The 18349-nt window shown below is 38.6% G+C and carries 16 protein-coding genes; 11 read left to right on the plus strand and 5 right to left on the minus strand.

Features of this window, described 5'->3' with window-relative positions:
* Positions 1–106: 106 nt before the first annotated feature.
* Together R2R35_RS12715 and R2R35_RS12720 are read right to left on the minus strand one after the other, a co-directional pair.
* The gene (locus R2R35_RS12715) at positions 107–709 is read right to left on the minus strand and encodes a nitroreductase family protein (RefSeq protein WP_317730188.1); all 603 of its coding nucleotides are present in this window, start codon (positions 707–709) and stop codon (positions 107–109) included.
* Between the two features lie 169 nt (positions 710–878).
* On the minus strand, positions 879–1325 hold the full coding sequence (locus R2R35_RS12720) for a MarR family winged helix-turn-helix transcriptional regulator (RefSeq protein WP_317730189.1): 447 nt from the start codon (positions 1323–1325) through the stop codon (positions 879–881).
* 257 nt (positions 1326–1582) lie between these two features.
* Here R2R35_RS12720 and R2R35_RS12725 point away from each other — a divergent pair, with 257 nt between their 5' ends.
* Complete coding sequence (locus R2R35_RS12725; protein ID WP_317730190.1) at positions 1583–2338, plus strand: LytR/AlgR family response regulator transcription factor; 756 nt, start codon at positions 1583–1585, stop codon at positions 2336–2338.
* Here the strand turns inward: R2R35_RS12725 and R2R35_RS12730 are convergent.
* The gene (locus R2R35_RS12730) at positions 2335–3063 is read right to left on the minus strand and encodes a sensor histidine kinase (protein WP_317730191.1); all 729 of its coding nucleotides are present in this window, start codon (positions 3061–3063) and stop codon (positions 2335–2337) included. The two genes, R2R35_RS12725 and R2R35_RS12730, sit on opposite strands and share 4 nt — an antisense overlap.
* A gap of 715 nt (positions 3064–3778) precedes the next feature.
* Between R2R35_RS12730 and R2R35_RS12735 the strand changes: the two genes are divergently transcribed.
* From R2R35_RS12735 to R2R35_RS12775, 9 genes are all read left to right on the plus strand, one after another.
* Positions 3779–3928, plus strand: a complete 150-nt coding sequence (locus R2R35_RS12735) for a hypothetical protein (RefSeq protein WP_317730192.1) — start codon at positions 3779–3781, stop codon at positions 3926–3928.
* A gap of 113 nt (positions 3929–4041) precedes the next feature.
* The gene (locus tag R2R35_RS12740) at positions 4042–6243 is read left to right on the plus strand and encodes a peptidase domain-containing ABC transporter (RefSeq protein ID WP_317730193.1); all 2202 of its coding nucleotides are present in this window, start codon (positions 4042–4044) and stop codon (positions 6241–6243) included.
* 176 nt (positions 6244–6419) lie between these two features.
* Positions 6420–7256: an NAD(+) diphosphatase gene (gene nudC / locus R2R35_RS12745; protein WP_317730194.1), complete on the plus strand. Its 837-nt coding sequence runs from the start codon at positions 6420–6422 to the stop codon at positions 7254–7256.
* Between the two features lie 281 nt (positions 7257–7537).
* Positions 7538–8422: a CPBP family intramembrane glutamic endopeptidase gene (locus R2R35_RS12750; RefSeq protein WP_317730195.1), complete on the plus strand. Its 885-nt coding sequence runs from the start codon at positions 7538–7540 to the stop codon at positions 8420–8422.
* 72 nt (positions 8423–8494) lie between these two features.
* Complete coding sequence (locus tag R2R35_RS12755; protein WP_317730196.1) at positions 8495–9799, plus strand: CCA tRNA nucleotidyltransferase; 1305 nt, start codon at positions 8495–8497, stop codon at positions 9797–9799.
* A gap of 269 nt (positions 9800–10068) precedes the next feature.
* A complete protein-coding gene (locus R2R35_RS12760; RefSeq protein ID WP_317730197.1) occupies positions 10069–11142 on the plus strand; it encodes a hypothetical protein in 1074 nt (357 codons plus the stop codon).
* 385 nt (positions 11143–11527) lie between these two features.
* Positions 11528–12952 carry a PEGA domain-containing protein gene (locus tag R2R35_RS12765; RefSeq protein WP_317730198.1) on the plus strand — a complete coding sequence of 475 codons (1425 nt, stop codon included), beginning with the start codon at positions 11528–11530 and terminating at the stop codon, positions 12950–12952.
* A gap of 211 nt (positions 12953–13163) precedes the next feature.
* The gene (locus R2R35_RS12770; protein WP_242860606.1) at positions 13164–13625 is read left to right on the plus strand and encodes a protease complex subunit PrcB family protein; all 462 of its coding nucleotides are present in this window, start codon (positions 13164–13166) and stop codon (positions 13623–13625) included.
* A 482-nt stretch (positions 13626–14107) separates the two neighbouring features.
* Positions 14108–14353: a Veg family protein gene (locus tag R2R35_RS12775; RefSeq protein ID WP_242860605.1), complete on the plus strand. Its 246-nt coding sequence runs from the start codon at positions 14108–14110 to the stop codon at positions 14351–14353.
* Positions 14354–14558: 205 nt separating this feature from the next.
* Here the strand turns inward: R2R35_RS12775 and R2R35_RS12780 are convergent, their stop codons facing one another.
* The gene (locus tag R2R35_RS12780) at positions 14559–15740 is read right to left on the minus strand and encodes an ISL3 family transposase (RefSeq protein WP_317730199.1); all 1182 of its coding nucleotides are present in this window, start codon (positions 15738–15740) and stop codon (positions 14559–14561) included.
* 231 nt (positions 15741–15971) lie between these two features.
* Between R2R35_RS12780 and R2R35_RS12785 the strand changes: the two genes are divergently transcribed.
* Entirely contained in the window at positions 15972–17540 is a 1569-nt protein-coding gene (locus R2R35_RS12785; protein WP_317730200.1) for a DUF3794 and LysM peptidoglycan-binding domain-containing protein, read from the plus strand.
* Between the two features lie 179 nt (positions 17541–17719).
* Here the strand turns inward: R2R35_RS12785 and R2R35_RS12790 are convergent, their stop codons facing one another.
* Positions 17720–18295 carry a hypothetical protein gene (locus R2R35_RS12790; protein ID WP_317730201.1) on the minus strand — a complete coding sequence of 192 codons (576 nt, stop codon included), beginning with the start codon at positions 18293–18295 and terminating at the stop codon, positions 17720–17722.
* Between the last annotated feature and the right edge of the window lie 54 nt (positions 18296–18349).

Here is an 18349-nt window from a genome sequence, read left to right on the forward strand (position 1 = left end):
TTTATATCTTTCTTAAATTACACAAATTCTACACAAAATTATATGTTATAAAAATCATTCACTTAAAATAGCTGTAAACCGTTACGTCCTTTCGTTATTGCTGATCCTATTCTATTCCAAATACACGAATGCGGTCTTCCAAAGGAGTAAAAGCTTTTTCACCGGGTGCTGCTGTTGGTTTACCAAAAGGCATCTGAGCAATCAGCTTATAAGACTCCGGCACATTCCAGGTTTTTTTAACCTCTGCTTCTATTAGCTCACTGTAGTGCTGAAGAGAAGCACCGAGACCTTCATTTTCCAGGGCGGTCCACACGATTAATTGAAGCATTCCGCTTGATTGTTGTGCCCATACCGGGAAGTTATCTTTATAAAGAGAATACTCCTTCTGCAGATATTCAACGATACCATTGTCATCAAAGAATAAGACGGTACCATGGCCTGCCTTAAAGGATGCAATTTTTTCTTCGGTAGGTGCAAAGCTGTCTGCAGGAACTACCTTTCTTAATGCTTCCAATGCAATATCCCAAAGTTTATCATGTTCCTTACCAAATAATAATACAACCTTGCCGCTTTGTGAATTAAAGGCAGAGGGTGAATGCTTTACTGCATGCTCTACAAGTTCTTTTATTGTAGTGTCTGAAACAGGTGACTCTTTGCTAAAGGCGTATATGGTTCTTCTGTCTGCAATTGCTTCGTTAAAATTCTTCATGGTGGATCCTCCTGAAAACATAATATTTTTTTGATGTTCTTAATATACCCTGTATGTGCTTGCATTAGACGTATTCTGAATTGTTTTTCAGAAATAAGGGCTTTCATGTTAGTACTAGTTGATAGTACTAGTTAGTACGATTGTACGATTGCTGTAAATAGAGATGTACCTATGGTACACGTGTAAGTTTATTTAAGAGCTCACTCAGGTATCGCTTTTCTTCTTCTGTAAGTGCCTGAAATATTGCATTGATACTATCTAAGTGCCGGGGTAATAAATCCTCCATTAAGGCTTTCCCCTTTTCTGTTATCCGGATAAGTTTAACTCTCTTATCCTGTAGATCCGTACATTGCTGTACAAGTCCATCCTTGGCCAGATTGTCAATGACAACCGTCATATTGCCGCCGGTAGCAAGTATCTTTTCAATGATATCGCTGATCCTCAGATCACCGAGATGGAACAGAACTTCCAGAACTTCAAACTGAGAGGCTGTGAGTCCACTGCTCTTAATTACTGTAAGCTCCTGCTTGTGGATTGACTGACTGCATCTGCTTAATGCCCTCAGAGTGTGTATATTCAAATCTGTTTGTGAATTAATTTGTAATTTGTTTTCCATGGCTATAATATACTACTAACTAGTAATAATGTCAATAGGATAAAATTAAATTTTTTAAAATATAATTAAACAATATATTAACTAATCCTTATATAGTCTGAACCCTGCTTTTCCGTATTTTTTTAAGTAATAAGGCCAGGCTGTAAGGAAATATAACTGAATACCACGTTCTTAACGCCAAACAGCACATAATAGTTGATAAATCAAGTTAACCTGATTAAACTTAAGATGATAATTAAAATTAAAGGGGAGAGAATATGTCGAATCATTACAGGATTGCGGTATGCGACGATGAAATTTATTATCAGGAAGAACTTTGCAATCTATTGAAGGCTTATGAAAATGAAAGTGGAAATAAACTTGAATTAAGCAGATTCAGCAGGGGAGAGGATTTACTGAAAGATTATGAAAAGGCAGTTTACCATATTCTGATACTGGATGTGGAGATGGATGGCCTTTCCGGTCTTGAAACGGCTGCAAGCATAAGGAAAGCAGATGAGAATGTAATCATTATCTTTGCCACAAGTTTTGAAAATTATGCCTTGGGTGCATTTGAAGTCAATGCGCTGAATTATCTTGTGAAACCAGTGGATTATATAAAACTTAAGAAAGTCCTGGGTGTAGCTACGGCTTCCATAGATTTTATGAGAGATAAAATCAGTGCCAGAAAAAGATATCTGGAAGTAAAAATAAAGAACAACGAAGTCCATATAGAAATAGCCAAAATAAAATATATTGAAAAGAAACGCAATACCAGTATTATACACACTACAGATAATGAGTATGCCTGCTACGAGACGTTATCCCAAATATATGAGAGACTGGATGTTAATAGATTCTTTTATGTGCATCAGGGGTATATCGTTAATTTTGACAGGATTCTGGAGGTCGGCAAGAATATGGTAGTATTGGCAGACTATATGGAGGTGCCGGTCAGCAGAAAATATTATAAGGAGCTGAAGGAACGTTTTATGTCCCAAATATATGACAAATTAAACCAACAGGCAATTTAATAATTTGGTAGCAGAATTCGAATAGTAAATACCGAAGCATCAAAGCTGTAATGCATTTCTCCTCTGTGGGAATCGCAGATTTCGGTTATATTTTTAAGTCCTATTCCATGAAATTCTTTCTCCGCCTTGGAAGTAATCAGGTATCCGTTCTTTTCCCGGGGCTTATTAAGGTACGGGTTCTCACACTGTATTGCAAGGTAGGTATTAATCTGGGAAATGGATAAAGTAATGTATTTATTTGATATTTCATCCGTTTCCAGAGCCTCTATTGCATTATCCAGTATATTTCCTAATATAATTGTTATCTGGATGTCTGATAATCTGTATATTTTCTCAAAGGCAGCGGTATAGCTAAAGGGGATACCTTTTCTTTCGCATTCTGCTTTTTTGGATTGGAGTATGGCAGAAACCGTCGTGTTATTTGTGATGACCAGATCGCCAGCGGATTGAATCTGTGAAGTTATATGGTTAAGATAATTCAGAGCATTAGCATAATCCTTCTGTTCAAGACGTCCGGAAATAACACCCAGATGATTCTTAAAATCGTGTCTGAGTGATGACAGCTGCTTGGACTTTTCTGAGAGCTCATCATAATAATTCTGTGTAATCTCATACTTTTGCTGTTGTATCTGACGCCTTGCGGCATCCTGAAGAAAATCAATAATTTTCTCATAGATGGAAAGTATCATTATGATCATAAGGGTATTGATTAAAAAAATGATCATAATAATATTCTCCATGGTTTTCTTAGAGGCATCCAGGGTGTAGAGGAAGATAATAAAACAGCCCAAGACGAATATAATTAAGACCATGATAAAATATATACTTCTCTTGTAAGGGTTATTTATGGTTTGTCCTTTCAGCCGCCGTCTGTTTAAATAAAAACTAGAGATTATATAAATAACTGCATTTAATAAAATTCCCTTAAGGTATATATAGAACTGATTGCTCAACAGGGAAGTAGAGTTAGGTATGAAATCAATTAAATAGGACAGCAGGAAATATAAGGCTGCCAAAGTCCCATAATAAAACAGGAAAAATCTTAGGACATAAGCCAAACTGCTTCGCAAGGTGACTTTGTATAAAAAGAGTACATACAAATAATAACTTAATAAGAGCAGTAGGGTAAAAAAAATGACATTTTGTACCGCTGCGCCTAATATGATCTGAATTGGAATTAAATAAAACAGTCTCTTACCATGATGCTTGTCAGAATATTTATGTATTAATATATGATTGCTGAATATGTCCAAGATTAAAAAAGGAAGTAGGTTATTGACCAAGTCTATTATAAAGGTAAGTGTAAAGTCTCTCATCTTATTCCTCCCAGTAAAAGTATTGTTATTTAACCAAATAGCACGTCCAATCTACCAAATAGCACATCTATATTGTATATTTCTCCAAATAATGATAAATTCCTTACAAAGGAGGTCAGATAATATGGATAACACAAATCAAGCTTTAAACTCTATTAGCAATATGGAAGAATTAACCCAGGCAGAACTTGAGGAAGTAGATGGCGGATTATCAATATTTAATGATATTATAACAAAACTTTATGACAAATTCATAGGAATTGTAAAGCCATAATTAAAAAAGTATCCATCTGTTAAAAATCCTTTGTACAAATGAAAAAAAGCAGGTTCCATAGTATTCATAAAAGTAGAATAATATTTTAAGCCATAGCTGAATGAGGTATAAAAATGGTTGACAAATACTACTGTGTCAAACAACATGACATAACCGATTGCGGAGCAGCTTGTCTTGCAACTATCTCAAGACAATATGGATTTAAGACCTCCATATCAAAGATAAGAGAAGTTGCAGGAACAGACAGGCATGGAACCAATGCTTACGGCATGATAAAGGCAGCCGAACAACTAGGCTTTACGGCAAAAGGTGTAAAAGGAGACAGAAAATCATTTTTTTCTGAATATCCGCTACCTTGTATTGCACACGTGGTTGTTGATGGAGCTTTGCTCCACTATGTAGTAATACATAAAATCACTGCCAAACAAATAATTATAGCAGATCCAGGGAAAGGAATCATAAAGCTATCTCCCGACGAATTCCTCGGAGAAATACCGTTAGAGGGGAATGGGACAGGAAGTTCCTCCGCCTGCAGGTGGACAGGAATTCTTATCCTATTGGTACCGGGGGCCGCCTTTGAAAAAGGCGATGAGACGAAGGGGTTGTCTGAACGGTTCTTTTCTCTGCTTCTACCACAGAAACAATTACTGTTGCAGGTATTTACAGCCTCCCTGTTTATAACTGCAATTGGTATACTTGTTTCTTTTTATTTTAAGTTACTGATTGATGAAGTGCTTCCGCTGGGGTTGTTAAAAACACTTCATAGGCTGTCCTTAGGTGTAATCCTCCTGAACTTTTTTAAAGTAATTTTATCCGCTCTGCGATCCCATATGATGATGTATCTGAGTCAGAAACTGGACATAGCATTGCTGCTTGGTTATTACAGGCATGTGCTCAAATTGCCGATGAATTTTTTTGATAACAGAAAAGTTGGAGAGATTATCTCACGTTTTAACGACGCCTCAAAAGTCAGGGAAGCCATATCAGGGGCAGCACTGACCATAATGATAGACACGCTGATGGCAATAACCGGCGGTATTATTTTATTCCTGCAAAATGCCCAAATGTTTGGTGTAACTGCAGTTGTTGTAGTCTTATACTTCTTTATAGTATGGAGTTTTAATAAATGGTATAAGAAATTAAACCAGACCCAGATGGAAGACAGTGCACAGCTGACCTCCTACATGGTCGAATCCTTAAACGGTATACAGACAGTAAAAGCTTACAATGCTGAGAGTAAACTTGATCTTGAGACAGAGAGAAGATTTACAAAACTCCTTAAAAGTGTATTTAAACTCAGCTGGGTGAGTAATCTCCAAGGCTCCCTGGTAAGCTTTACCGAATTAACAGGCGGCATTGTCATTCTGTGGGTTGGGGCTTATAATGTAATAAAAGGAAATATCTCCCCCGGACAGTTAATTACTTATAACTTTCTGCTGGCATATTTCCTTGAACCGGTGAAGAACCTGATTAACCTTCAGCCGCAAATGCAGATGGCGGTCGTTGCAGCACAACGATTAGGTGAGGTACTTGACTTGGAATTTGAAAAAGGTGATATGGAAAATAACAAAAGGAATCTCCGGGACCTTAAGGGAGATATACAATTTAAGGATATTACCTTTCGATACGGAACCAGAAAACCGGTTCTGGAAGGAGTTAACATACATATAAAACAGGGTGAGAAGATAGCGCTGGTTGGCGGAAGCGGATCCGGTAAAACAACCCTTTCAAAATTACTATTAAATCTTTATAGCCCTGAGTCTGGAGAAATATTGATTAACGGTAATAATATAAAAGATATTCAGCTGGAAGCTCTACGTAATCGTATTGCTTATATACCTCAGGAAACTTTTCTTTTCAGTGGTAGTATAATGGATAATCTGATGCTGGGATTAGGAGGTATAACACCAGAAGAGGTTATGGAAGCAGCGAAAAAGGCACAGGCACATGATTTTATCAGTGAACTTCCTTTTCAGTATAATACAAGACTGGAGGAGAATGGCTCCAACCTTTCCGGCGGACAGAGGCAGAGGTTAGCGATTGCCAGGGCTATACTAAGAAAGCCGGATATCCTGATTCTGGACGAAGCTACCAGTAATCTGGATTCCATAACCGAATGGGCTATAGAAAATACCATTGAGGAATACAGTAAGGGTATGACGACAATTATTATTGCACATAGGTTAAGTACGATTAGAAGATGTGACCGTATTTATGTAATGGAGAAAGGAAAGATTATAGAATATGGAAATCATCAGACATTAATTGACAGAGAAGGACAATATGCAGTATTATGGAGACAGCAGGCCGGTTAGTGGCTGATATCTTAATATAGAATTATACATTATGCCTTTTTTGCTTAAAAGCTACACATTTGTGTAGCTTTAAGCTAGAAAAGGCATAAAACCTGTTACAACTTCTATATATACGGGGTAAAATATGTTATACTCTAATAACAGACATACAATTAAGTAGAAAGAGATGAATCAGAATGAGCAATAGAGACGAACAGAAATTTATACCTGCTTTTACCCCCACGGATACTTCTCTGGATAAGGCATGGATATTGGTGTTGGCGGGGAAAAGAATGCTGGTTAAGAAGACAGGGGAAAAAGTATCTATACCTGAAAAGATAGATTTAGATAAGCTTATCACCGAATATGAAGAAGCTGAATATCTTGGAAAATACGATAGTCATGAATGTTATTTTCTTGGTCTTACGGAAATGCCGGAGGATAATGGCGATCTGATATCCATTGATCTGATGGAATTAACAGAACGCTCGGGTGATCCTGAATTATTTATCCTGGCAGGAACCGCTAATCATATTTTACACTGGAACAGGATAAATCAATATTGTGGACGTTGTGGTAATAAGATGGTTAAGAAGGAAGGGGAGCGAGCCAGAACCTGCCCAATTTGCAAAAATATTGTTTACCCGAGAATATCACCCGCAGTTATTACTGCAATCTTTAAAGGGGATCAGATATTGCTGGCACATAACCGCAATTTTAGAGAAGGCAGATACAGTCTGATTGCAGGTTATGTTGAACCTGGCGAAACTCTTGAACAGACCGTAGAGCGGGAGATACAGGAAGAAGTGGGCATTAAGGTCAAAGATGTAAGGTATTTAAAAAGCCAGCCCTGGCCTTTTCCGGATGCTCTTATGACTGCTTTTACTGCGGAATATGAAAGCGGGGATATTACGGTGGATAATGAAGAAATTACCGATGCAGGCTGGTATAACGCTGATAATTTACCGGATATACCCTCTATGGATAGTGTAGCAGGTAAACTGATACGCTGGTATAGAGATCAACATAAGTAGTAAGTGTTTTATTGCTATAATTCTATATTATAAGGAGTGATGATATGGGATTTGTTGAAATGTTACACAAAATAAGAAATTGGAAGTATTTCCATTTAGTAACCGCTGGTGTATATATAGTATTTGGGTTGTTAAATCTGTGGTATGGTGGAGCTGTAAGATATATAATATCATTCAGTTTTTTTCTTGTAGCGGTTTTCTTCTTAATAAAAAAGCCTAACCATAAGTAGCACATATTATAGGAACACCAGCTAAAATTAAATATTCAGAAAGAGGTAAACATGAAGAAGACAGGTAATTATCTCACCATTACCTTCCCCTTTTTGCTGGCACTGGCCTTGCAAATTTTAGGTGCCTTTTGGGGAGTGATTATATATGGTGTTGTGATGGGAATTCAGATGTCAGCACAGGGTACGCTGGATATAAACAATATACAGGATATTGCCAATGGTGCGCTAAATCCCCAAATACTTTTGGGAATATCGGCAGCCATAGGAATTGTTGACATCGTCGTTTTTAGTATCTGGCTTAAGAAACAGAAGAAATCAGGGGATATTCTGGTCAAGGCTGATAAGCTCGATACAAAAGGAATCGTTCTGATTCTTATATTGGGTGTATGTATACAGATTTCCCTGTCTATTATACTTACAGTGATATCAAACCTCAGACCCGATTGGTTTGATGGCTACGGTGAATTAATAGATAGCCTTGGGATGGGGAATACCTTTATTTCCTTTCTTTATGTAGGGTTGGTAGCACCAATTGCGGAAGAGCTTATCTTCAGAGGAGTCACCTTTAATAAAGCAAGAAAATATATGCCCTTCCTGGCTGCAAACTTTGCTCAGGCGCTGCTGTTTGGCATATATCATATGAATCTGATACAAGGCTTATATGCTTTTGCAATGGGACTTAGTTTTGGACTGATTCGCCGGGCTTACTCACTGATCGGCGCAATTTTACTTCATATGACTGTTAATATTGCCGGTATGACGTTGGATTATATATTACCGGAGCAAATACTGAATAATCATATTGCAGTAAGTATCCTGTTTCTTCTTACCGGAGCAGCAGTAACTGCAATTCTTTTATATGCGGGTAAGCAGGTAAAAAACATCCAGGAGGAAGAGCCGGTATATCATATAATGGATTCCTATGATGATAATTAAACCTTAAAAAAAATTTGTTATCCTTCCTGACATCGGCTATAATAAAGAGAGAATGTCAGGAAGGATTTTTTTATGAAGATACAGCTGCCAAAAGATGTGGATTATATTATAAAGGAATTGCAGAAGAATGGTTATGAAGCCTATGCAGTAGGTGGATGTGTGAGGGATGTTATACTTGCCAGGGAGCCGGAGGACTGGGATATAACCACCTCTGCAAGCCCCATACAGGTCAAGGGGATTTTTAAGCGGACAATTGATACGGGTATCATACATGGAACGGTTACCGTTATGCTTGATAAGAACGGTTATGAGGTTACAACTTACCGTATCGACGGAGAATATGAAGATAACAGACATCCCAGGGAGGTTACTTATACACCTTATCTCTCAGAAGATCTTATGAGAAGGGATTTTACCATAAACGCCATGGCCTATAACGAAAACAGCGGCCTTGTCGATATATTTGATGGATTAAAAGACTTAGAGGAAAAGCGGATTCGCTGTGTAGGCAGTGCCGAGATGCGCTTTGATGAGGATGCCTTAAGAATACTCAGGGCAGTTCGCTTCTCTGCACAGCTAGGTTTTGAAATAGAGAGAGGAACTCTTAACGCTGCTAAGATAAAGGCAGAAAACCTTAAAAATATCAGTGCTGAACGCATAAGGACTGAGCTGAATAAATTACTGGCATCACCTAATCCGGACAGGCTCTTGATTGCCTGGGAACTGGGAATTACAGCAATAATTCTGCCGGAATTCAATACTCTTATGACAAAACCCCATAAGAAGCAGAAGGAATCTTATGGAGTCTTTTCCTTGCAAAGCATAAGGTACCTTAGAGAACAGGTACTGCCATTTGTCAAAGGAAAAGAGAAAGAGGCAAGTATTCTTTCCTGGGCCTTGCTGTTACAGGGACTTAAGCCGGAAGAGGGCAGGGAAGTACTTAGAAGACTTAAATTTGACAATGAAACCATTGACTATGTATACCGACTGTTAACCTGGTGTGATTATGAGTTCCTGCTTACACCCTGGGAAATGCGAAAGGCAGTAAATGCTATTGGCAAAGACTTAATGGACATGCTGTTCTCTGTTAAGGAAGCTTGTATTCTTACGGAAAAGGGTAGTATTTCCGGTGGGAAAGGGGAAGACTTAGAGAAAGCCAGAGAATTATATCATGAAATCCTTCGTAAAAAAGAATGTGTTGAACTAAAGGAATTGATGATTAATGGGAAGGATCTTATAGAACTTGGATTTAAACCAGGTAAAGCCATGGGACAGGTGCTCGGGGAATTATTGGTATCTGTTCTGAAGGAACCGGAGCTAAATACAAAAGAAAAATTAAGCCTGATGGCTCAAGAAATACATTTAAGAGAAGCGTAGAGTTATCAGAAGCTTTCAAACCTTCTTAGTAGTACGCATGGGGTTCATAAAGCTGATAAAAATATAACTCCTTCTTATTAATAACTCATAACAGAATAGTTTAAAGTTAAAGCTTTGGCTTCTCTTAAAATCGTTGAAGCAAAAGTAACAGGCCCTATAAAATATTCTTAGAATCCTTAGGATTCCTGTCATGAAAACCTGCGTTATATCATAGGATTAAAAGAGACACCTATGAAGCGGTGCAATAGTTTGAGTCAGGAGGCTTTCCTATGGAGGATAGAAATCTGGAAGTATTTAGACAATATAATATAAAGATTTATAACACATACAGAATCAGGGGGGCATTTATAGCAGAGACGGATAAGGGACTCAAGCTGTTGAAAAGCTTGGAAAGTTCTAAAAACAGGGTGGAATTTGAGTATACCCTGCTGGAGTATTTAAACGACTACCCTTATGTGGATTTATATATGCGCAATAATGCTGGTGAGATAATAACAGAGGACGGTGCAGGGAGCAAGTATATCTTAAAGAACTGGTTTCCTGGAGATGAATGTAATCTTAGGAATGAATCAGACATTGCAAATGGTGCCGCCAACTTAGCACTGCTCCATGGACTGCTCAGAGAAGTTCCTCTGAATGAGGAACAGATTGCAAAGAATACCGGACCGGACCTCCTGGAGCTATTTGATAAAAGAAACCGGGAGTTAAAGCGTGTCAGAAGTTATATCAGAGAAAAGAAAAAGAAAAATGAATTTGAAGTATGTTATATCAATTGTTATGATGAATTTTATGAACAGGCACAGGAAGCCACAAGGCTCCTTGTAGACAGCAATTACAGTAAGTTAATGGAGGAAGCGAAGGAACACCGTTATGTCTGCCATGGCAATTACACCTATCATAATGTTATCATGGTAAATACAGCACAGTATTCATCAGGTCTAAAACCCTCCCCTCGCAGAGATTTGATATCGGCTGCGGGGATCAAGAACAGGGCACGGGCAGAGATGGCCACGACTAACTTTGATAAATCCTGTATTGGGGTACAATGTACGGATTTGTATTTTTATATTCGCAAATGTCTTGAGAAAAATGACTGGGATATTGATATCGGAAGTATGATATTAAATACCTATACAGATATACTACCCCTTGACAGAGATGAGAGAAAGCTTCTATACATACTTCTCCTCTATCCTGAAAAGTTCTGGAAGATTACAAACTTTTATTATAATGGTAAAAAATCCTGGGTACCCCAGAGAAACATCCAGAAACTGATAGGAACCTGGGAACAGTTAGAAGGCAGAAAAAGATTTCTAGATTGCCTCCATGGTACCCTGAACTAAAGCACTAAGGCAAAACCGCGTGTAAGCCTTGAGTTTTGCTTTTCTATGTTTTATAATAAACGCAGAAGGACAAAAGTCCGCCAAACAGTATAGAGCCTAATTGAGAATCTGCGCTGCAGACGTACTGAAACATTCAGTACCTATTCAGTACATCCAATCCGTTAAATGATACTGAACGGGATATTGCAACAGTAGGAACTATATGAGAAGTATAAGTTTTTATAATAAGCCAAAGTTTTTTTAATTACCGCTTTCAAACATAAAAATGCTAAATAACAGCCTTTTTATCCCTGGAAGCGGTAAAACTAAATTATGCTTATTTTAATAAAATAGAAGCTTGACATATAAAGAGAAAGCAGACTGCCAAAGTCAGTGAGGAAATACATTGGAAGAGAAAAGGACATTGAAGCGAAAACAAAGAAATAATACCTTTTTATACCTGTTAATAGGAGGGTTTCTTCTCATATTAATCATAAGCCTGTCCTCTTTGCTGCCCAAAAGCCCTGTGGAAAGCAAAAACAATGGGAAGGATGGAAATACAGTACAGCAGACGGAGGATAAAAAGGTCGTAATTCCCGCCATTATAACCAGTAAAGATGTTAACAGTGGGAAATATACCTTAAGAGGCATTGGCGATGGACAAGACATCAACCTGATATTTACAGAGAGTTCCCTGAGTCTTGATAAATATGGTAAAAATGTTACGGCAGAGAAGTTGAAAGTCGGAGAAATGGTTGAGGCAACCTATCATAAGGAGACTACCGAAATCGTGAGCCTTCAGATCTGGGATAAGGCATGGAGATATCAGGGGATTTCCAACTGGGGATTAGATGGGGAAGAGGGAAGCATACGTATTGCAGACAAATACTATCAATATGCAGATTATCTGCTGATTACCAGAGGCGGAGAGGAACTGACCTTAGAGGAGCTTGACACTACCGATGAATTGCTGGCAGTGGGATATGAAAAAAAGATTTATTCTATTATCGTGACAAAAGGTCATGGAACCCTTAAATTTACTGATTATGAAGACTTTATTGGCGGTACGGCTTATATTGGAAAACGGGCGGTTCTGGCGGTAGAAGAAGACATGATTGTAACGGTAAGAGAAGGGGACTATGAGGTTACACTGGAAAAAGGAAGATTGACCGGTACCAAAACCGTACAGGTTCTGCCTGAGGAGGAGGTTGAGGTCAATATGGGAGAATTCAAGCTGCCACCTGTTCAGACAGCTATGGTGACTCTTCATGTATCTCCGGAAGGCGCAGATCTTTATGTAGACGGTAAAGAAGTCTCCTATACAGAAGCCATTGAATTAGAATATGGAAAACACAGCATAAAGGCAACCTTAGGAGGATATAAAGAATATAGCGGTATCATAGATGTACAGGAGGAAGAAAAGGAACTCTATATCAAGCTTGCGGCTGCCGACAATAAGAATGAAGAGAGTACAGCAGGCGAAGAGGAAGACGGTTCCAGCTCAGGCGGAGACAGCAGTGGTACAGATTCAGGGAATAACGGAACCGATACGGATACTGACAATACAAATAACAACAATAACACCAATAATTCCGGAAATACAGGCGGAACCACCAAGAAGTATGTATATATCCAAGCACCGGAAGGGGCGTCAGTATATGTAAATGGGGAGTTCAAAGGAATAGCTCCTGTAAGTTATCCGAAAACTACAGGACTGCAGTATATCACCCTTATTCAGTCGGGTTATAATACGAAGACCTATACGGTGGAAGTAAAAGATGATGACGAAGATGTTAAACTTAATTTTCCTGCAATGGAAGCATCCAATTAGAAGAAGTTAAAATTGATATGTACAGAGCGTTTCAAAACTAAAATTATAGTTTTGGAGCGCTTTTCCTTTTAAAGCACCACATTTAGGATTTACTGTTCATTATCAGTAATATATCTCACTTTTTGGCATAAAATACTGTAAGTAGATTCTATGAGGAGGCTTAGAGTAAAAGATTATTATTTTTTATTCCAATGCCTATATGGAGGGTAATGTGAAAGCAAGCAAACATCTCACTGCTGTCAGAAGATGTCTTGGCAGCAGAAGGTACCTATCCGGTCTGTTCATATTTATCATAGCGGGAGTTTCCCTGCTGTTTTCAGGCTGCAGTACACAGGATACAGGTGGTAAGAAGATTAAAGATCTTGAATTTACAGTGGTAGAGGATGCCGATGTACCGGAACCTTTAATGAAGATGATTAACGAAAAGAAAAAGGAGCCTTTCAGGTTATCCTATTCGGATGTGGAAAATCTGTACATAGTAGTGGGGTATGGTGAACAGCCTACCGGCGGCTACAGTATTACTGTAAACGAAGTGTATTTAACAGAGGATGCAATCGTTGTAGACACCAATCTGGTAGGACCGGGTGAAAATGAGCAGGTTACCAATGCACTTACATATCCATATGTAGTAATAAAGACAGAATTTGTTGATAAGACACCAAAATATAAATAATACGAAGAATAAAGGACTGTAACAAGCTGTATGAAATATGTCAGGCATGTACCCGCCATATAAAGCAAGCTTTCGTACAGTCTTTTCTTTATGTCCTTCACCCATAAAAACGAAATCAACTGGCGGTTGCATACAAAAAAGCAGTTTATGAAATATTTTTCTCCGGAAATCACACTACAACTATAGTATAAGTTGCATAAATAATTCTAAAAATAAATTTGCAATACATGCATTTTTTTGGAAAAAATGGGTATACTAGTTCGCATAAGTAAAAAAATGACAAGATATAGTGACTTTTAAAAGTATATTTTATTACTTTTTATATAAACAAGTAGGTAAAAAGTACTGAATTGTCAGAAAATTATTTGACATTTACCAGAAAATTTGGTATACTAAGATAGTTATGTGTTTACTTATGTTCCGAGTTATTGGTTTGTATAAAAACCCTTAATATAAAATGGCATACCCATAAGGAGGCTGTAATGATGATGAAACAAGCAGATGTAAGCAAAGTTCGCAGAGAAGTTATCAGTCACATAGGAAGCAGAGTCAGGATAAAAGCTAACAGGGGAAGAAATAAGATTGACATAACAGAAGGCATAATAACTGAAACTTATCCAAGCATTTTTCTGGTGAAGATTGAAGATGGATCAGCTGAAACTTTTAAAACATTATCTTTTAGCTATGCAGATGTATTAACGAAAGATGTACAGATGATGTTGTGCTAACTTGATATAGACAAGCTGGGAGGATGTTCCGGAGGTCATAGGACCCGGGACACCCTCCCTTTTTTTATTGGCTCTTTGTCAATAGTTGGGGTGGGATTCGTATGAATCCCGCTCCTTTCTTACGTTTAGAGCTGTTTCGATAGTTCATTCTACTGTATGCTGTTTTGGGCATGCAAAATAAGCCTCCATATCCCGACCATTTTTCCTATGATGTACAATGAAGTATCCGAGTACGGAACCGGTTAAAGTTTCGGATTCCATAAGAACTTCGTTTTAATACTTTAATCTTATTGTTAAATCCTTCTGTGACACCGTTTGTAATGCCATATTTGAAGGCATTTAAGATTTCTTTTCTCCAAGACTGGAACGTTTTTGCACATTTCTCGAATTCTTTAATACCGCATCCTCTTGCATTAGATATCCAATCATCGAATTCCTGCTGTTGCTTACGATAGGACTCCAGCTGGCTGATGTCATAAAACCATTCTTTCATCATGTGCGCCAACCGTAGGTCATCACTATACTGGAGCATCAGATCACAGGCTTGTTTGTTCTCGTCTTTCAGCTTTCTATAGCGGGTCAAAATCAGCTTCCGGCTTCGTTTATAGTATTTTCGAAGAGAAGTCGGCATGGATTTTTGGAGCCGTTTACGAACATTTTCGATAGCCCATGTGACCTGACGAATGAAATGATACTTGTCCACTATAATCTTTGCATTTGGAAAGAAGGTCCTGGCCAGCTCCACATAGGGAAGCCACATGTCACAGACAAAGAACTTTACTTTCAGCCTTTCCTTTCTTGTAATGTTTCTCCAGTAATCAGCCAGATGGCTCTGAGTGCGGTCTGGAAGAATATCCAGAATCCGGTGTTTTTTAGGATCAACGAGGATACACTGATATTTCCCAGTAGAGGCATTGCCTTTAAATTCATCAATAGAAACAGCCTCAGGAAGTTTATCTGGGGGTGCATAATGGATGGTATCCAAAAGTCTGCAGATTGTAGGGACGGAAACCCCGGTAAGGATTGAAACCTGCTTGAGAGAAAAAGTCTGCCGAAGGAGAGATATAACATAAAAAGCCAGTCTCCTTGTTCTGCGGTGATAGGTAGGAAGAAAAGAATAGTGTTCCAAAAATCGTTTTCCGCAGGAGGTACATAAATAACGTCGTTTTCTTAGAACCAGAATGACGGTTTTACCTTGGAAAGGAGTGTCATTAATTTCCTGGATTCGATAGTCATGAACTCTTTTTGTTTTACAGCCACAACAAGGACAGGTCTGCTCAGAAGGTTTAGTTTCAATGAAAACCTTTAAAAAAGAATCTGCCTGAATCACTTTTTTTACAAAAACATCTTTCAAGTCTAAGAATGCCTTGCTATAATTAGGGTACATCTATAAGAGGTCACCTCCGTTAACATTAAACTTTGGTCGGGATAATGCGTTTGGGAGGCTTCTTATAGATGTATTTTATTACAACTAAAAGAATGTTGGAAGTGTGCTTTTCAAGCACGCCCCAACATTCAGTATAGAACCTTTTTATTTTTTGACACAGTACCAATTCTTTATTCATAAATATTACTTCTTACGAATATTATATGGTATAAGACAAGGAGGGATATTTTTGTGGAACTGATAAAGAAAAATGTTCATATGAATAAATTAAAATGTCAAACCAGCCTTCAGCTTACCCTGGATGATGACTTTAATGTGCCGGATGTTAAGCCTGACATTTATAAAATTATTAAAGAACAGGGCACAGTAAAAATCAATGATGTTAAGATGTCAAATGGTAAGCTCATGGTTAACGGCTCACTGCATTTTAATGTCCTTTATCTCAGTGACGAAAACGCAAGACCCTTACATAATATGGCAGGAGAAGTTGCTTTTGACGAATTGATTCACTTAGAAGATGCCTGCGCCGGCGACGATGCAGTGGTTCACTGGGAACTGGAGGATATGACCACCGGGTTAATCAATTCCAGAAAACTAAGTGTTAAAGCCATTGTATGCCTGACAGTGCTGGTGGAAGATCTTTATGATGAAGCAACAGCAGTAGGAATCGAGAGTGACGGAGATATCCAGTTCAGGAACAAGAGTATTACCGTCACGGATATTGCCGTGGATAAGAGGGATACCTACAGGGTAAAAGACCAGATACATTTACCTTCTAATAAAGGGAATATATCAGAGATACTCTATAGCGAAGTTGAACTTCGTAACGTAGAGGTGAGATTACTGGAGGATAAGTTTACAGTAAAAGGGGAATTGATTGTTTTTATTATTTACGCAGGTGAAAGTGAAGACAATCCTGTTGAATATTATGAAACAGAAATACCTTTCTCTACCACTGTGGATTGCAACGGTTGTTCGGAGGATATGATAGATAATATTACCTTCACCATTTCAGGCATTAATTTGGAAGTAGTACCCGATGCTGACGGAGAAGAAAGAATCGTTGACGTAGAAGTCGTAATTGATATGGCTATCAAAATGTATGAGGAAGAGGAACTGGAGCTCTTAAGCGATGTTTACTCTCCTTATAAGGATCTGGTTCCGGTAATGAAGGAAGCCCATTATGAAAGTCTTCTGGTCAAAAATAACAGTAAAGTAAGAGTCAATGACAGAATCCGGTTAGCTCCCGGTCAACCGGAGATTCTGCAGATCTGTCATGCTTCCGGAGATATAAAGGTAGATGATATCGAAGTTACGGACAGCGGTCTTTTAGTAGGCGGCGTCATCGATATTCAGGTTCTGTATATCTGCCCGGATGATACCAAACCGCTGAATTCTATTAAAGGAGTCATCCCGTTTAACCAGACAGTGGAAGCCAGAGGAGTTGATACAGAAAGTATTTACCGCATAAAACCTTCCCTGGAGCAGTTAAGTGTTATGGTGCTTGACGGGGAGGAGATGGAGGTTAAGGCAGGGATAGGACTGAGTACCATTGTATTCAATGCTCTTACAGAGCCCATCATAGCGGATGTGCAGGAATATGATCTGGACTATGAAAAGCTGAAAGGTATGCCCAGTATGGTAGGCTATATTGTAAAGAATGAGGATACCTTGTGGAGTATTGCCAAGAAATATTACAGCACGGTGGATAAACTCAAAGAACTGAATGATTTAGAGGATGAGTATATAAAACCCGGCGATAAGCTGTTAATTACAAAGAGAGTAGATAAAATCCTGTAGTTTTCCTCTGTTCCCGGAAGCACTGTCAGGATCCGGGAAGTCGAAGAAAGAGCAGTAAGCTGTTAGTGATTTTAATTGCATTAGAATAAAAAAGTGTTCCATGGCTTTCCTGTAAAGGATAAAAGCCATGGAACTAGTTTGGTTTGCCTGTATGAGCAGGCTTATGTATGCAGGTAAGGTTACTTTGCAGATTCGGTGGAGGATGTTTTCCACTCATCCAGCTTCTTTAGAGTGGCATCCAGGGTTTTCTTACAGATTTCAGGAAGCTCACCGCCCCAGGCTTTGGTTGCCTGTTCATAACCTGTCTTCACAGCGTTTATCATACTTTCTGCTTTTGCCGGGTCACTGCCCGCCAGGGCTTTTGCAAAAGATACTAAACGATCAGAGGTTTGTTCAACCCCCCAATAACCATCTTCTGCGATGTCAGCTTTTGCCTGATTGGAGGTTGCTTCGTCTACGGTATATTCTCCGCTTCTTAAGAAATTCCACATAGCATCCGAATCAAAAGCTTTTCCCTGGGAGAGCATCATCTTCTCAACCAGGCTTCTTAATTGTGCTGTTCTTTTCTCTGCTTCTGCTTTAAGGGATTCTACCACAGCGGTATCGCTTTTAGCAGTGGTGTTTTCAGTAATCTCTGAGGATTTTTCATATACTGCAGCAGGTGCTGAGCTGCTTTTTTGTGACGTACCGGAAGTCTTTCCGGTGGTTTTTGCCGTCGGCGCATAAGCAGCCGCTGTAATTCCATTTACATTCATCTTCATACCTCCATGTATGGGCAATGCCAATAAGTCTACATTGACCATATCGGA

It is taken from the genome of Anaerocolumna sp. AGMB13020 (genome assembly GCF_033100115.1).
Classification (GTDB): domain Bacteria; phylum Bacillota; class Clostridia; order Lachnospirales; family Lachnospiraceae; genus Anaerocolumna.

Coding starts and splice junctions, on each gene's coding strand:
- R2R35_RS12715 (WP_317730188.1), bottom strand. CDS start 709: ATGAAGAATTTTAACGAAGCAATTGCAGACAGAAGAACCATATACGCC.
- R2R35_RS12720 (WP_317730189.1), bottom strand. CDS start 1,325: ATGGAAAACAAATTACAAATTAATTCACAAACAGATTTGAATATACAC.
- R2R35_RS12725 (WP_317730190.1), top strand. CDS start 1,583: ATGTCGAATCATTACAGGATTGCGGTATGCGACGATGAAATTTATTAT.
- R2R35_RS12730 (WP_317730191.1), bottom strand. CDS start 3,063: ATGATCATTTTTTTAATCAATACCCTTATGATCATAATGATACTTTCC.
- R2R35_RS12735 (WP_317730192.1), top strand. CDS start 3,779: ATGGATAACACAAATCAAGCTTTAAACTCTATTAGCAATATGGAAGAA.
- R2R35_RS12740 (WP_317730193.1), top strand. CDS start 4,042: ATGGTTGACAAATACTACTGTGTCAAACAACATGACATAACCGATTGC.
- nudC (WP_317730194.1), top strand. CDS start 6,420: ATGAGCAATAGAGACGAACAGAAATTTATACCTGCTTTTACCCCCACG.
- R2R35_RS12750 (WP_317730195.1), top strand. CDS start 7,538: ATGAAGAAGACAGGTAATTATCTCACCATTACCTTCCCCTTTTTGCTG.
- R2R35_RS12755 (WP_317730196.1), top strand. CDS start 8,495: ATGAAGATACAGCTGCCAAAAGATGTGGATTATATTATAAAGGAATTG.
- R2R35_RS12760 (WP_317730197.1), top strand. CDS start 10,069: ATGGAGGATAGAAATCTGGAAGTATTTAGACAATATAATATAAAGATT.
- R2R35_RS12775 (WP_242860605.1), top strand. CDS start 14,108: ATGATGATGAAACAAGCAGATGTAAGCAAAGTTCGCAGAGAAGTTATC.
- R2R35_RS12780 (WP_317730199.1), bottom strand. CDS start 15,740: ATGTACCCTAATTATAGCAAGGCATTCTTAGACTTGAAAGATGTTTTT.
- R2R35_RS12790 (WP_317730201.1), bottom strand. CDS start 18,295: ATGAATGTAAATGGAATTACAGCGGCTGCTTATGCGCCGACGGCAAAA.